Origin of the sequence: Streptomyces sp. NPDC091371, assembly GCF_040684275.1 — a bacterium.
Lineage (GTDB): Bacteria > Actinomycetota > Actinomycetes > Streptomycetales > Streptomycetaceae > Streptomyces.
Genome location: NZ_JBFBFP010000015.1, coordinates 1 through 14,518, shown reverse-complemented (window position 1 = coordinate 14,518; position 14,518 = coordinate 1). Strand labels below are relative to the sequence as shown.

Annotated in this window: 18 protein-coding genes; 14 read left to right on the top strand and 4 right to left on the bottom strand. The window is 70.4% G+C overall.

Annotated elements, in window-relative coordinates:
* Window positions 1-126 precede the first annotated feature (126 nt).
* The 7 genes from AB0O21_RS18410 (at window position 127) to AB0O21_RS18380 (ending at window position 4,884) form a co-directional block, all read left to right on the top strand.
* Window positions 127-435, top strand: a complete 309-nt coding sequence (locus AB0O21_RS18410; protein WP_365172179.1) for a hypothetical protein — start codon at window positions 127-129, stop codon at window positions 433-435.
* A 178-nt stretch (window positions 436-613) separates the two neighbouring features.
* Window positions 614-793 (top strand): hypothetical protein, encoded by a 180-nt coding sequence (locus AB0O21_RS18405; protein ID WP_365172178.1) that lies wholly within the window; start codon window positions 614-616, stop codon window positions 791-793.
* Window positions 794-839: 46 nt separating this feature from the next.
* A complete protein-coding gene (locus tag AB0O21_RS18400) occupies window positions 840-1,904 on the top strand; it encodes a ParB/RepB/Spo0J family partition protein (protein ID WP_365172177.1) in 1,065 nt (354 codons plus the stop codon).
* Window positions 1,905-1,961: 57 nt separating this feature from the next.
* A complete protein-coding gene (gene gatC, locus AB0O21_RS18395; RefSeq protein WP_365172176.1) occupies window positions 1,962-2,267 on the top strand; it encodes an Asp-tRNA(Asn)/Glu-tRNA(Gln) amidotransferase subunit GatC in 306 nt (101 codons plus the stop codon).
* On the top strand, window positions 2,264-3,763 hold the full coding sequence (gene gatA, locus AB0O21_RS18390; RefSeq protein ID WP_365172175.1) for an Asp-tRNA(Asn)/Glu-tRNA(Gln) amidotransferase subunit GatA: 1,500 nt from the start codon (window positions 2,264-2,266) through the stop codon (window positions 3,761-3,763). The genes gatC and gatA overlap by 4 nt, the downstream gene beginning before the upstream one ends.
* 30 nt (window positions 3,764-3,793) lie before the next feature.
* Window positions 3,794-4,069 (top strand): hypothetical protein, encoded by a 276-nt coding sequence (locus AB0O21_RS18385; protein WP_365172174.1) that lies wholly within the window; start codon window positions 3,794-3,796, stop codon window positions 4,067-4,069.
* A 443-nt stretch (window positions 4,070-4,512) separates the two neighbouring features.
* Window positions 4,513-4,884 (top strand): hypothetical protein, encoded by a 372-nt coding sequence (locus AB0O21_RS18380; protein ID WP_365172173.1) that lies wholly within the window; start codon window positions 4,513-4,515, stop codon window positions 4,882-4,884.
* 12 nt (window positions 4,885-4,896) lie between these two features.
* Here the strand turns inward: AB0O21_RS18380 and AB0O21_RS18375 are convergent, their stop codons facing one another.
* Complete coding sequence (locus tag AB0O21_RS18375; RefSeq protein ID WP_365172172.1) at window positions 4,897-5,364, bottom strand: hypothetical protein; 468 nt, start codon at window positions 5,362-5,364, stop codon at window positions 4,897-4,899.
* A 97-nt stretch (window positions 5,365-5,461) separates the two neighbouring features.
* On the bottom strand, window positions 5,462-6,409 hold the full coding sequence (locus AB0O21_RS18370; protein ID WP_365172171.1) for an AraC family transcriptional regulator: 948 nt from the start codon (window positions 6,407-6,409) through the stop codon (window positions 5,462-5,464).
* Window positions 6,410-6,567: 158 nt separating this feature from the next.
* Between AB0O21_RS18370 and AB0O21_RS18365 the strand changes: the two genes are divergently transcribed.
* Complete coding sequence (locus tag AB0O21_RS18365; RefSeq protein WP_365172170.1) at window positions 6,568-7,398, top strand: SDR family oxidoreductase; 831 nt, start codon at window positions 6,568-6,570, stop codon at window positions 7,396-7,398.
* A gap of 12 nt (window positions 7,399-7,410) precedes the next feature.
* Here AB0O21_RS18365 and AB0O21_RS18360 read toward each other — a convergent pair whose 3' ends face one another.
* Window positions 7,411-7,989, bottom strand: a complete 579-nt coding sequence (locus AB0O21_RS18360) for a TetR/AcrR family transcriptional regulator (RefSeq protein ID WP_365172169.1) — start codon at window positions 7,987-7,989, stop codon at window positions 7,411-7,413.
* A gap of 95 nt (window positions 7,990-8,084) precedes the next feature.
* Here AB0O21_RS18360 and AB0O21_RS18355 point away from each other — a divergent pair, with 95 nt between their 5' ends.
* The 6 genes from AB0O21_RS18355 (at window position 8,085) to AB0O21_RS18330 (ending at window position 14,077) form a co-directional block, all read left to right on the top strand.
* A complete protein-coding gene (locus AB0O21_RS18355) occupies window positions 8,085-8,531 on the top strand; it encodes a DUF1772 domain-containing protein (RefSeq protein WP_365172168.1) in 447 nt (148 codons plus the stop codon).
* A 40-nt stretch (window positions 8,532-8,571) separates the two neighbouring features.
* Window positions 8,572-8,997 carry a DUF4267 domain-containing protein gene (locus AB0O21_RS18350; protein WP_365172167.1) on the top strand — a complete coding sequence of 142 codons (426 nt, stop codon included), beginning with the start codon at window positions 8,572-8,574 and terminating at the stop codon, window positions 8,995-8,997.
* 322 nt (window positions 8,998-9,319) lie between these two features.
* Window positions 9,320-10,594, top strand: coding sequence for an ATP-binding protein (locus AB0O21_RS18345; protein ID WP_365172166.1), 1,275 nt, complete (start codon window positions 9,320-9,322; stop codon window positions 10,592-10,594).
* Between the two features lie 84 nt (window positions 10,595-10,678).
* Window positions 10,679-12,325 carry a transposase gene (locus AB0O21_RS18340; protein ID WP_365172165.1) on the top strand — a complete coding sequence of 549 codons (1,647 nt, stop codon included), beginning with the start codon at window positions 10,679-10,681 and terminating at the stop codon, window positions 12,323-12,325.
* On the top strand, window positions 12,322-13,098 hold the full coding sequence (locus AB0O21_RS18335; RefSeq protein ID WP_365172164.1) for an ATP-binding protein: 777 nt from the start codon (window positions 12,322-12,324) through the stop codon (window positions 13,096-13,098). Before AB0O21_RS18340 ends, AB0O21_RS18335 begins: the two co-directional genes overlap by 4 nt.
* Before the next feature lie 490 nt (window positions 13,099-13,588).
* Entirely contained in the window at window positions 13,589-14,077 is a 489-nt protein-coding gene (locus tag AB0O21_RS18330) for a hypothetical protein (RefSeq protein WP_365172163.1), read from the top strand.
* Between the two features lie 210 nt (window positions 14,078-14,287).
* Here the strand turns inward: AB0O21_RS18330 and AB0O21_RS18325 are convergent.
* Window positions 14,288-14,518: hypothetical protein (locus tag AB0O21_RS18325; RefSeq protein WP_365172298.1), on the bottom strand; the 231-nt coding region annotated here is incomplete at its 5' end.

Genomic DNA, 14,518 nt, shown 5'->3' with positions numbered 1-14,518 from the left:
CCCCGGCAAGACGGCTTCGCGAATCCGGGGAATTCCCGCCACCCGGCGCGCGCGGATTTCGGAAAACAAATTCCACTGCGGGCGGTGGCGGAACACCGCGGCCGCACCTACGAGTCAGGTCCCCCCATGTATCTCGTACACGTCCACCTGCGCCCGCCGCGCTCCGGTGCCCGCCTGCCGGACCCGGCCGCCGCGGCCATCGCCCGCTGCGCCGCGGGGCGGGACGGTTTCGTCCACGTCAGCGTCCACCCCGATCCGGAGGCGTCCCCCGTCGTGGGCCTCTACCTCAGCGCCCCCTCGCTGGACGCGGCCGAAGCCGCCGCCCGGAGGCTGTGGCGGCACGTCGGATCGCAGCTGGCCGCACTCGGCGAATGGGAAGTGGAACGCGCCGAGGTGCCCCTGCTGCCCGGCGTCGACCCGTCGGGCACGTTTTGACCGACTCCGCAGGGACATGACAAAGTTTTGACCCGGACCCGACTCGTCCTTGAGCGGAGCTGGACTGTGTATGCCAAGGCCGGATTGCCCGCCCCGGTCCCCCTTTCCCCGCCGCTCGCGCCCCCAGCAGACTCATGGCTGTCAGCGAAACACCGGCAGGAAGAAAAGGCGGAAAGCAATGAATTTCGAAAACACCCGTCGTATCGTCCGGGGCGCCGTGGTCACCGGGATCATCGCCGCCTCCTCCGCATTCGGCGCACTCGCCGCGCACGCCGACCCCGCCGCCGGCTCCACCAACCCCGCCACCACCCAGAACACCCCGGTCCACAACGGCCAGAACGACCTCGGCTGGCAGTGACACCACCCCCTCACCGCACCCACCACCACGAGGGGGAAAGCACACAATGGAAACGGAAAGCGCCGACCACCTGATCCGGTTCCGTGACGGGGGATTCCTCGACCAGCCCGTGGAAACCGTCCCCACCGACGAGATCACCATCGGATACACCCCGCGCAGCGACGGCGAGGACACCGAGTACACCAAGCTCCTCGCGGAAGCCGCCGACGAACTCCCGCCCATCCTGGTCCACCGCCCCACCATGCACGTCATCGACGGTGCACACCGGCTGCGCGCCGCAGCCCTCCGCGGCGACACCCACATCCCCGTACGGTTCTTCGACGGAGACCGCGCCGAGGCCCGACTCCTCGCCGTAGCGGCCAACGTCACCCACGGACGGCCCCTTTCCACCGCCGACCGGACCACCGCCGCGGGCCGCGTCTTCGCCTCCCACCCGCACTGGTCCGACCGCGCCGTCGCCGCCGTCACCGGACTCTCCGCCCGCAGGGTCTCCCAACTCCGCAAACACACGCCCGCGGCCCGGACCGGCCACCGCGTCGGCCGCGACGGCCGCACCCGCCCCGTGGACCCAGCCCGCGGCCGCGCCCTCGCCGGCGAACTCCTGCGCACCAACCCCGGCGCCTCGCTGCGCAGCATCGCCGCCGAGGCCGGAGTGTCCCCCGCGACCGTGGCCGACGTACGCGACCGGCTCCGCCGCGGCGAAGACCCCGTCCCCTCCCGCCGCCCCGAGCCCACCGCGGCCCCCGAGCCCACCGCGGCCCCCGAGCCCACCGCGGCGCCCGCGGCCCCCGCGGACACCCGGCCCCCGATCTCCCTGGAGTCCCGCCGCAGGCCCGCCCGCACCCCCGAACCACCCCCCGGCCCCGCCCAACTCCTGCGCATCTTCGACTCCCTGCGCCGCGACCCCTCCCTGCGCCTGAGCGAATCCGGACGCAACGTCCTGCGCATGCTCGGCGCCTGCACCCTGGTCGTCCAGGACCGCGAGAAGATCACCGCGACGCTGCCCACCCACTGCAAGGAACAGATGGCCCAGCTCGCCCACGGCTACGCCGGCCTGTGGAGCCTCCTCGCCGACGAACTGGCCTGCGCCGCGACCGCGGAGGCCTCCTAGGACCGCGACCGGACCACTGCCGCACCCCCCCGTACGAGCGAACAAGGAAGGCGCACGATGCCCGGCATCACGCGCGAGGAAGTCGCCCACCTCGCCCGGCTGGCACGCCTGGAATTGCGCGGCGCGGAACTCGACCACTTCGCCGGACAGCTCGACGCCGTCATCGGCGCGGTCGCCCGCGTATCCGAAGCCGCGGACCAGGACGTCCCGCCCACCTCCCACCCGCTGCCGCTGACCAACGTCGTCCGCCCGGACCGGGTCCGCCCCTCGCTCTCCCCCGGGCAGGCGCTCTCCGCCGCTCCCGCCCAGGACCAAATGCGTTTCAAGGTCCCCCAGTTCCTGGGCGAGGATCAACAGCCATGACCGACCACATCATCAGGCTCACGGCCGCCCGGACCGCCGAGAAGATCGCCTCCGGCGAACTCACCGCCGTCCAGGTCACCGAGGCCCACCTCGCCCGCATCGAAGCCACCGACGAGAAGGTCAACGCCTTCCTGCACGTCGACCGCGAAGGCGCCCTCGCCCAGGCCCGCGCCGTCGACGCCAAACGCGCGGCCGGCGCGAGGCTCGGCCCGCTCGCCGGAGTCCCCCTCGCCCTCAAGGACGCCTTCACCACCACCGGCGTACCCACCACCTGCGGCTCCAGGATCCTCGAAGGCTGGATCCCGCCCTACGACGCCACCCTCACCCGCAAACTCAAGGAAGCCGACGTCGTCATCCTCGGCAAGACCAACATGGACGAGTTCGCCATGGGGTCCTCCACCGAGAACAGCGCCTACGGCCCCACCGCCAACCCCTGGGACCTCAACCGCGTCCCCGGCGGCTCCGGCGGCGGCTCCGCCGCGGCCCTCGCCGCCTTCCAGGCACCCCTCGCCATCGGCACCGACACCGGCGGCTCCATCCGCCAGCCCGCCGCACTCACCGGCACCGTCGGCGTCAAGCCCACCTACGGCGCGGTCTCCCGCTACGGACTCGTCGCCTACTCCTCCAGCCTCGACCAGGGCGGCCCCTGCGCCCGCACCGTCCTGGACACCGCACTGCTCCACGAGGTCATCGCCGGCCACGACCCCCTCGACTCCACCTCCATCAACGCCCCCGTCCCGCCCGTCGTCGAGGCGGCCCGCAACGCCACCGTCGCCGGCCTGCGCATCGGAGTCGTCAAACAGTTCGCCGGCGAGGGCTACCAGTCCGGCGTCGTCCGGCGCTTCAACGAGTCCGTCGAACTCCTCGAAGAACTCGGCGCCCGCATCATCGAACTGGACTGCCCCTCCTTCGACCTCGCCCTGGCCGCCTACTACCTCATCGCCCCCTCCGAAGCCTCCTCCAACCTGGCCCGCTTCGACGGCATCCGCTACGGCCTGCGCACCGGCGACACCCCCGGCCACTCCGCCGAGGACGTCACCGCCCTCACCCGCGAAGCCGGGTTCGGCCCCGAGGTCAAACGCCGCATCATCCTCGGTACGTACGCCCTCAGCTCCGGCTACTACGACGCCTACTACGGCTCCGCCCAGAAGGTCCGCACCCTGATCATGCGGGACTTCGACCACGCGTTCGCCCAGGCCGACGTGATCGTCTCGCCGACCATGCCCACCACCGCCTTCCCCCTCGGCGAACGCGTTGACGACCCCCTCGCCATGTACCTCGCCGACCTCTGCACCATCCCCACCAACCTCGCCGGCAACTGCGCCATGTCACTGCCCTGCGGCCTGGCCCCCGAAGACGGCCTCCCCGTCGGACTCCAGATCATCGCCCCGCCCATGCAGGACCACCGCCTCTACCAGACCGGCGCCGCCCTGGAGGCCGCCTTCACCGCACGCCGCGGCCACCCCCTGCTGGACGAGGCCCCCGTACTGGGCTGAACCGCCCGCCGAAACCGAGGAGGAAGCGCCATGACCGTCATGAGCACCGCACACGTCCACCAGATCGAGGCTCTGCTCGCCCACGACATCTCCGGAGTCGTCGACGCGGTGGTCACCACCTCCCGCGACGCCTCCGGAGCCATGGCCTTCCACCTCGTCGTCGGCCCCCCGGACCGCCCCCAGGAATGCGACCGCATCGAGTTCACCCTCGACCCCGAACACGCCCACGCCCTCCTCTCCGACACCACCACCCGCCCTGCCCTCGTACCCTGCCGCGTCGGAGTCGCCTTCAACTCGATGCCGTAACCCGCCCACCGGCGTACGGCCCTGACGGGCAGCCACAGCGGTGCCCCGGAATGGACGACACGACGGACCCGGCATCAATGCCGAGGTCCGCAGGGACACGCTCGAAGCGGAACGCCCGCTCCGTAGCAGCCCCCGGCACCTCGCAGCATGCCGAGCCCGTCCGCACTCCACGCCCTCGCGTGCTGCACGCAACCTGCTCGGGCGGTCTCCGGGAGGCGTTCGACGTGGGCCCGGCCCACCCCGCAGGGACGTGGCCGTCGAGCCCTCGCCGGCGTCCGCAGTGCGCGGCGGTACAGTTCGCAGGTTGGAGCCCTGGAGGTGCCCCCTTGACCGAGTCCGCCATCACCGAACCGGAAGTCTGGTGCGAGCTGCATCCCCCTGTATTCGTCAGCGGCCAGTTGCGCGGCGTTGGCCCCAGGAGCATCGCGATTCCGGGCAGTGGCGTGGCCAGTACCGATGTCATCAGTTGCGGCAGCGAGCCGTGGAAGGGCATCCCGGTCAAAATCCAGTACGCAGAACTCCGCGACGGCGACCTCGTGACACTGGAGGTCGTCCTGCACAACGACTACACGGCGGAGTCCCCGCTGGAGCGCACGAGGGTGAGCTTCCCGCACACGGTCACCACGGATGACGTCACGAGCCGCCAGGTCCGCATCACGGTTCCCTGGTCCTCCGACCTCGCGGCCCTCACCAAGGGCTCCATCGTCGCCCGGTACACGGTCGAGCGCGCACCGCACCCCAAGGCGACGTCGGTACAGAACATGGTGAAGTACAACCGGATCCGAGCCGGCAACGTCTGCGGCCCCGACAACTGACCCGGGAGCCCCTCACCCAGGAGTCCGCCGCACGGGCCCGGTCCCGACGGCCGCGTACAGGACGAGCGGCAGCTCCTTGTCGGCTTGGCCGAGGGCCAGTCCGAGCCAGTGGTCACCCTCGGGGAGCGGCCAGGCACGCATGCTGACGGCGTGCTGGCTGAGGTACTCCAACGGTTCGGGCGCCCTCTCGCCGTCGAAGCCGGCCGTGAGCCAGGCCCAGAGGTCGACGGTGAGCGGGTCGCCCCAGCGTGCCGAGAGCGTGCGGCTCAGGTCGTCGAGGCAGGCCTCCAACTCGGCATGGGCCCGATCCCACTCCTGCCCGTCGTCGTCCCAGAAGTCCTGGCTCACCCGGAGGTACCGCACCCGGTGGCCGGGGCCGGCGTGGCCGGTGGCGTCGGCGGTGGCGGTCGCCGGGAAGGGCCGAGTGAGCAGTTCGTCGACCATGGAGAGGCACTGGTCGCACGGGTCGGGGGTGGTCATGGCCGCAGCGTATGGGCCGGCACCGACACCGCAAGTGCTCCGGGTCGCGATGCGCACGCGCAAGCGATCGGAACCGACCCGCATCACAGCTCACCGCTCACAGTCCTGCCGGTGTGAGGCAAGTACGCCGGTATCGGCCGGGAGGCAGGCCGCGTTCGCGGGCGAAGGCGCGGGAGAAGGCGAACTCCGAGGTGTAGCCGACTGCTTCGCCGATGTCGGAGACGAGCTGGTCGGTGTCGCGGAGCAGGCGTGCGGCCAGGGCGATCCGTACGCGGGAGAGGTAGGCCAGCGGCGAGACGCCGACCAGCTGCTTGAACTGTCGGGCGAAGGCCGGGCGGGACATCGCCACGTCGCGCGCGAGGCCTTCCACCGTCCAGGGCTGCTGGGGGGCTTCATGGATGAGGGAGAGGGCGGCGCCGATCCGCGGGTCGCGCAGGGCCATCAGCCAGGACTGCGGTGCGGATTGTGGGTCGCTTGCCGCGGTGTCGAGCCAGGCTCGGATGACCTGGACGAACAGGACGTCGGTCAGGCGGGCGGCGACGGCCCGCGCTCCGGGCCGCTTCCGGGTGGTCTCGGCGGCCAGGAGCCGTACGATTCCCTGGAGTTCGGGGTCGGCGCTCATGCCCGGGACATGGATCACCGGGGGCAGGGCGGACAGGACCGGGTGCTGCGAGGCGTCGCCGTCGTACTCGAACTTGCCGCAGACGACCCGGACGACGGGGCCGTCTCCGCCGAGGTCCACGATGCCGTCGCGGTCCGCCGGGTGCGCGGCTTCCAACTCCGCGTAGGGCACGGCGGCCTGTTCGGGGCCGCCGGCCAGGTGGTGGGGTTCGCCGTGCGGCAGCAGGACGACGTCCCCAGGCACCAGTTGCTGCGGCGGCTGCCCCGCGACGCGCAGCCAGCAGGTCCCCTCAGCGATCAGGTGGAACCCGGCCGTGCCGAGTCGCTCGAGGCCGCATCCCCAATTCGCCCCGCGGGCGCTGAGCTGGGCGAGCAGCACCCCTTTGAACCCGGTGGTCGCCAGTACGTCCCCAAGTACATCCATGCCCGGAACATACCCCACCCTCTATCACTTCAACTGAGACGATAAGACAAATTTTTCGAGAGTTCCTGTCATGGAACACCAGCCTTGCCGCTCTTAGAGTCAATATCACAACGAGGCGCCCCGGCGTCCCACCCAATGACTCGATCGTGGAGAACGACATGAGCAAGATCTGGTTCGTCACCGGTTCCTCTCGCGGCTTCGGCCGCCGGTTCGTCGAGGCGGCCCTGTCCCGCGGGGACAAGGTGGCCGCGACGGCCCGCGATGCCGAAACCCTGTCGGACCTGGTCGCCGAGTACGGCGACGCGGTGCTCGCACTCGACCTGGACGTGACCGACAAAGAGGCGGTGACCGCGACCGTCAAGCGGGCCGTGGAGCACTTCGGCCGCCTCGACGTGGTCGTGAACAACGCCGGCTACGGCCTCTTCGGGGCCGTCGAGGAGCTGACCGAACAGGCGCTGCGCGACCAGCTGGAGACCAACCTGTTCGGCGCCCTGTGGGTCACCCAGGCAGCCCTGCCGTACCTGCGCGAGCAGGGCAGCGGCCACATCGTGCAGATCTCCTCCACCGGCGGAGTCGCCTCGTGGCCGCTGGTGGGCGGCTACCACGCGTCGAAGTGGGCCCTCGAGGGTCTGAGCGAGTCCCTGGCCCAGGAGGTCTCCGGCCTCGGGATCAAGGTCACCCTGGTGGAACCCGGCGCGTACGCCACCGACTGGGGCGGCTCCTCCGCCATCTGGGCCGACGCGAACCCGGTGTACGACGGTGTACGCGAAGCGCTCGGAGCGTTCATGCAGACCCTCGACTTCGGCAGCCCCGCTGCCGCGGGCGCCGCACTGCTGAAGGTCGTCGACTCCGACAACCCGCCGCTGCGGGTCTTCTTCGGCACCCAGGGCAACGACATGCTCCCGCAGGTCTACGCCGACCGCCTCAAGACCTGGGCCGACTGGCAGGACGTCGCCGTCGAGGCGCAGGGCGGTACACCCGCGGCCTGAGGGCTTGGTGTGTCAGACCACGGCGAGCCGGTTCACCAACAGCTCCACCTTCGGCCCGGTGTACTCCGGCGGCAGCCGTCCCGACCGGATCAGCGTGGCCACCCCGTGCAGGGAGGCCCAGAACGTCTCGGTGAACAGGCCCGGGTGCACGCCGTCCCCGGCGACCTCGCCGAGGCACTCCAGCAGCGCGGCGAAGGCGTCCTTGAGCGGTTCCGGGGTCTCCTCCCGCGCGAACGCCAGACCGCCGTCGAGCAGGAACATGGCGTCGTAGACCGCCGGGTTGCGCTCGGCGAAGCCGAGGTACGCGCGCGCGAGCGCGGCGACCCGCTCGCGCGGGCCGTCCACGGCGGCGGTCGCGGCCCGCACCACCGCCGCCAGCTCCGCCGCGCCTTGGAGGGCGACGGCGCCGACGATCTCGCGTTTGCCGCGGAAGTGGCTGTAGAGAACAGGCTGGCTGTACTCGATGCGCTCGGCCAGCCGGCGGGTGGTGACCGCGTCCCAGCCCTGCTGCTCGGCGAGTTCGCGGGCCGTCGCCACGATGAGACGTTCGCGGTCCGCCCGTTCGCGCTGCCTGCGTTCCTGTACCGACATGATTCGATCCTAGCACCGCTAGACAATCGAGCGGCAGCAGCGCTAGTGTTGCCACATCATCTAGCGACGCTAGATCGATCTCAGGAGGGGTCATCATGCTCAACGCACTTCAGGTCTTCACCACCGTCGTCGTCGGCCTGATGGTGGGGGTGGAGTTCTCCGTCGCCTTCGTCATGAACCGGATCCTCAACGCGCTCCCGGAGGACAGCGCCCAGCAGGGCCACGCCCACGGAGGCCGGATGCTCGGCGCGCTGATGCCCGTCTGGTACATCGGATCGCTCGTCCTCGCCGCCATCTGGGCCATCGCCGGATGGCACCAGCCCGGCACCGGCCTCGTCGTCACCGCCGCCGCACTGCTGATCCTGAGCGTGATCATGTCCGTCCTGCTCCTCGTCCCGATCAACAACCGGAACAAGACCTGGACCCCCGAGAACCGGCCCGCCGACTGGAAGCAGCAGCTGAACCGCTGGGAGCGCTACCACTACGCCCGCGTCGCCGTCATCATCGCCGCCTTCACCCTGCTCGTCACCGCCCTCGTCTGAGCCCACGGGCGGCTCACGAAGAATCGCAAGGAGAAGAACAATGGCGCTGAAGAAGATCAACACCGTCCTGGCCGCCGCCTTCATCCTCTTCATCCTCTGGTTCGGGACGGAGTTCATCCTGAGCCCGGAGACGACGGCGCCGACCTTCGGCCTGCCGAACTGGCCGTCCGGCGACGGTGGCGGCTTCCTGGTCATCAAGGGAATCCGCGACGTCGTCCTGGCCCTGGTCCTGGGCATCCTGCTGGTGACGGGCCACCGCCGGGCGCTGGGCTGGGCGCTGCTGGTCGAGGCCCTCGCCGCGTACGGCGACATGACCACCGTGCTGGCCCACCACGGCTCCACGGCCACCGCGCTCGGCATCCACGGCCTGACCGCGACGCTGATGGTGGCCACCGGCCTGCTGATCCTGCGCGAGACCCGCAAGGTCGCGACCGCACCGTCAACGCCCGCCCCGCAGCCCGCCTGAACCACCGGTCCAAGACGGCCCTTCACCCGCGCGGGCGCGGCTCACCGCCCGGTGTGGTCCGCGCGGTTCCGATGCGGTCCCAGGTCGAGCAGGACCGCGCCGACGGAGGAGCGCGATGTGAATGGGTGGCTTGGTGGCGCTGGTTGGGTGTCAGCGGGGGTCGGGTTGGTTGTGCCTGGTCTTTCCGTGGGCGAGTTGTGATCTTGGCTGTCGTGGGGTGACCAAGCTGCTGCCATGAGGTGGCTAGCACCGTCGTGGGTGGCTGTCATGGGTTTGCCCATTCCTGTGTGCATGGCTTCGGCCGCGGGGTGTGCTGGTGGGTATGGGTGTGGACGGTCGGTTGGCGCGGGGTGTGGTGGTGCGTCGGTTGTTGGCGGTGGACCTGGGGCCGGGGTCGGTGTCGTCGCTGCATGTGCGGGTGATGGCTGAGGCTGCCGGGGTGACGGTCCGGACGGTGTGGAAGTGGCTGGCGGAGGCGCGTGAGGGTCGCCTGGAGCCGGTGGGGCGGCAGGACGGGTTCGTTCTGGATGACGGGTTGTGGGCGGTCCTGGCCGAGGTGGGCGGGAACGTCGCCGCGTTGCATCGTCGGCTGACGGCCGAGGGTTCATCGCCGCCGCGGGACGTCCCGTCGTTGGGGACGGTGCAGCGTGCGGTGAAGCGGGATGTGCAGGAGGGCCGGGTCCTTGAGGTTGCCTCGGTGGGGCGGGGCCGGGTTGAGGTTAGCCGTTATGACCGGGTCCTGGCTGAGCTGAGGCTTGAGCGGGCGGGTGAGGGTTTGCCGGTGGTCGATGCGGCACCGGCGGCCCCGCGGGAGCCCGGGACGGGGCAGGACGGTGAGGAGAACACCGGTCCGTCGCGGGGTGGGGTGCGGTTGTTCGTTCCGGGCGGGCGTGTGGTGTCGACGGCCGGCGTGGCTGGGGTGGTGGAGGTGGTGGGGCACACGGTGGCGGCGCGTGGGATTGGGTGTGTGTTCGGGGAGCCGGGGGTGGGGAAGACGGTGGCGGTGCAGCAGGCGCTGCATCTGCTGCCTTCCCGGGTGCTGGTGTGGCGTGCGGTGGTGGGGGTGAAGCCGGGTCTGCCGCAGATGCGCGCTTCGCTGCTGGACGCCCTAGGGCTGGCGGTGGGTTCCCTCTCGCACCGGGCGCAGTCGGCAGACCGCGCCCTTGTGGAGACGCTGCGCCGACCGGGGGTGGTGTTCCTTGACGATGCGCAACGGCTGTCTCCCCCGTCGCTGGACTATCTGCGGCTGCTGTGGGACGAGCCGGGTACGGCTGCTGCGCTGCTTCTGTGCGGGGCTGGAGCCGAGCGGGTCATCGCTCGGGCGCCCGCGCTGCGGTCACGTGTCCTGACCTGGCACCAGGTCCCCGGGCTGGACCAGGAGCGGCTCACGGAGACGCTGGCGATGTTCCATGGCGTGTGGGAAGGCGTCGACCCCGCGGACGTGGGATGGGCGGATGCGACGGTGGCGCGGGGCAACTTTCGGACCTGGGCGAAGATCACCTCCCACGTCTACGCCTTGTCCAAGCGAGGCCGGGATGTACATGTGGACCGTGGACTGATCGAGCAGGCCTGTGCCCGGCTAGGTCCTTACCCGTGACAGGAAGCGGCATGGGAGCGAAGGGGAGGCCAGGGACAGGGAGTCGGTTCCATGATCAGTTCATCCGGGGCGGGAGATCTGACAGTGCTGGACGAGTCGGAGCCGGTGCCTGAGCTTCGGGGTTCGGCGCTCGCGGCGTTGCGTGGTCCTGCTGTGCAGCGGTTGTTGTGGCTGCGGGCCCAGGGGCGGCTTTCGCGGGGGCATGCGCGGTTGGCGGGGGAGTGTCTAGGGGTGTCGGAGCGGACGGTGTGGCGGTGGCTTGCGCAGGCCGAAGCCGAGCCCCGGATGGCGGACCGTCCGGGGGAACGTCCGGTGGACCGGTTCGAGGTGACGCTGGACGTACGGGTGCTGCTCGCGTACTGGCGGGGCAACGCCTCGGCGGTCCACCGGCAGCTGGTGGCCCGCGCCCGGACGGCGGCTGGTGAGCCGGCCATCGCGGTTCCGGGTGGGGCGCCGGTGGAGGCGGTGCCCTTGCTGGATCCGGTGCCGTCGTTGTCGACGTTCCTGCGCGCGGTGCGCCGTGATCTGACCGCGGGCGAGCGCGCGGGTCTGGCCCGGGGGCCGGAGGCAGCCCGGGCCCACGATGTGTTCGGGCGTCGCCCGAGGCAGTGGCGGAACCATACCTGGGAGGCCGATCACGTCCAGGCGCCGCTCCTGGTTGACGTGGACGGGGAGCTGGTGCGCCCGTGGGTGACGTGGTTCATCGATGTCGCGACGAAGACCATTACCGGTACCGCGGTCACTCCCGGCCATCCGTCCCGGGCCTCGATCCTGGCGGCCCTGCGCGCGGCCGTGCTGCGCACCGGACCGTACGGGCCCGCGGGCGGCATCCCTGAGCACGTGCGCGTCGACCGCGGCCGGGACTTCCTGTCGAAGACCGTCTTGGGCGCGTTCACTGACCTGGATACCAAGTTCGAGGATCTGCCTGCCTACAGTCCCCATCTGAAGGGCACGGTTGAGAACCTCAACCGGTGTGCCGACCGCATGCTCTTTGCCGTTCTGCCCGGCTACACCCTCACTCCCAAGCCCCGGCGGGCCAAGAAGAAGCCTGACCCTGACGAGCCGGTGCCGCTGACCTTCGCCGAGTTCACCGCCGAGGTCCTCGCCTGGGCGCGGTGGTGGAACACCGAGCACCGCCCCGCCGGTCTGGCCGACCGGACTCCCGTTGAGGCCTGGCAGGCCGACCCCACGCCTCTCTCGGACGTCCCCGAGGCCGCCTTGTGGGGGCTGATGCTGGAGGACGACGGCCGGGTGCGGAAGCTGAGCAGCCACGGCGTGCGATGGCGCGGCCGGGACTACGTCGGCGCCTGGATGGCTGGCCAGGCAGGCCGCAGCGTCCGTATCCGGCACATGCCCCACCACGACCACGAGATAGAGGTCTGCGACCTGGCCGGCCGCCACCTCGGTACCGCCCACCTTGCGGACGCCGCAACCCCCGAACAGCTCGACGAACTGCGCCGCACCCGCACCGTGCGCGCCCGCCGACTGCGCGAGGAGACGAAGAAGGCCGAGGCCCTGCGTCGGCAGCGCTTCGCCCCGGCCACCGCTCCGACGCCAGCGCAGCGCCTGGGCGCCGTCACGGCAGCCGAAGCCGATCAGGAACTCGCCGCGGCATCCGACAGCGACTTAGCCGCCTTGGCCCTGCCCGACCTCATCCCTCACGCCCCGCCGCCTGACGACTGGAACACCCCAGCATCCCTGCGCCCTGCCATCCGGGAGGAGAAGCGATGACGAGCCAGCTGCCGCCGCGGGAGACCGATCACTACACCCAGCTCGCGGACGCCGTGGTCGTCACGACCCGGGCGCTCCTGACAGCCAGGGAGAACATCGCCGACACGATCGACGCCAGGGCGATGATGTGCCTCCACGGTCCGGCAGGTGTGGGTAAGACGCTTGCCGCGAACGTCTGTTTGCGTGAGCTTGAGCGGACCCGCGGCGAGGAGGTCTGCCGGATCGCCTTCCGCGCCCGCCCCACCGCCCGAGCGGTGCGCCACGAGCTCTTCGCTGCGCTCGGTCTGCCGGGCGAACCCCCGCGTCACCCGTCCGAGTTCGATCGGCTGCTGCTGGACTCGCTGGCAGCCCAGCCGCGTACGCTGGTCGTTGACGAGGCTCAATGGCTGAATCGAGAGACGTTCGAATATTTCCGGTTCGTCTGGGACCACCCGTACTCACAGATCGCGATCGTCTTCGCCGGCGGCGAGGGAGCGCACACGGTGTTGCGGAAGGAGCCGATGCTCTCCTCCCGCATCTTCATCTGGCAGCACGTCACCAAGCTCGCCCTGGAGGAAGTTCAGCAGGTCATCCCCCTCTACCACCCCGTCTGGGCACGGACTGATCCCGAGGACATCGCCTTCGCCGACCGCCACGCGGCGCATGGCAACTTCCGTAACTGGGCCCGGCTAACAGCCCACACTCTGACCGCACTCGAACGGACAGGCCGCGACCACCCTGATCGGGAGGTGCTGCGCTGGGCGTTCAGCAGACTGGGCAGCTGGAGTGGCTGATGACGGATCGCTGCGGCACCCCAGACCGCAGGTGCCCCGGGTCAGCGGAGCGGACCATGGCCTTAGATCCTGAGCTGATCCGAGAGCTATTTTGAACCATGCTGCCATTCAGGCCGCTCGCAGGAGTCGAGTGACGGGGCCGGGCTGGCAAGCTGTGAGAAGCCCTTGTTCCCCGGCGCCGGTTAGGCCGTGACCACCCCCGCGCAGACCGGGAGGACTGCCGTTGAGTCTCCAGTGCTGGATGCTTCGGAACCGGCCCCGTCATCGGGGACCCTAACCGCCGCCACTGACACGGGTGCCGTTCGGGCGCATGGCAGGACTCGGGAGACGGGTGACAGTGGACTTACTGATCGTTTCAGGATGACTCCGGCCGAGAGCAGCACTTCGGTTGGCACTTGTGCAGCTGAGTTGGCACCTTGGCCCATGGCCGTGTGTATGCGGCCTGAGCAGCAGATGCAGTTCCGGACCGGTCGGACGTAGGAGTGGGTGGATGGGCGTGGATGCGGAGCGGGAGTGCTGGGAGCTGCGGTCGGGAGCCGGCGTGGGGCTGTTGCGGTTCGGGATGTCTCCAGCCGAGGTCGCGCAGGCACTGTTCGTCTCTGGACCGGAGGAACGGGTTGGCGGTCCGTATGCGCAGGAGGACTTCCCGGATGGGGTGAAAGCGTTCTACGACGCGGGCAAGCTTGCCTGCGTTGCGCTGGATGCGGTGACCGGTCCGCAGGTCTTCCTGTCTGGCTTCCCGCTGGCGGGAAGCGATCCGGAGCAGGGCCAGCAGTTCCTGTTGGACCATGCTGCGGAGCATGGGAACTGGGTGCTCTACACGCCTGACGACTCGCTTTCCCTGACTGATCTCGGGGTTCTTCTGCGTTCGCAGCGGGTCGGGGAAGCGCGCCTGACACGTCCGCTCTTTGTGAAGGAGGAGTGGCTGGAGTCGCAGTACTTCCGAGACCACCTTCCGCTGGAGGGCACCTCAGACTGAGCGCGGGGCCGGTACCACCCTGGCCAGCCACGGGAGTCCAGCAGGGGGCCGAGGCACGCACCACCGCTGTGCTGCTAGCTGCCCGCGGAGCGGGCTGCTCCTGGAGGCGGAGCCGGAAGGACCCGGTGGGGGAGCGGAGCGGACACACCCAACGGGCCGAAGGCCCCAACCCCGTGAAACGGGGTCACCCAAGCCTGCGAAGCAGGCAGTTCAGGGCGGAGCGCAGCGGAACCCTGAACAGTCCGGAGCGCAGCGCAGGACTCCGGCCGAAGGGCCGGCCCTGGCTCGGCGAAGCCGAGCCCCGCCGAGCGCAGCGAGGCGGTTCGCTGGCACAGCGCGCAGCGCTAGTTCGCCGCCCTCGTCCCAGACGAATCCGGCGAGGACGTACCAGTTCTGCCCGGCGAGGTAGATGCCCTGCTGGTCGCCCTTGTCGAGCTTCTG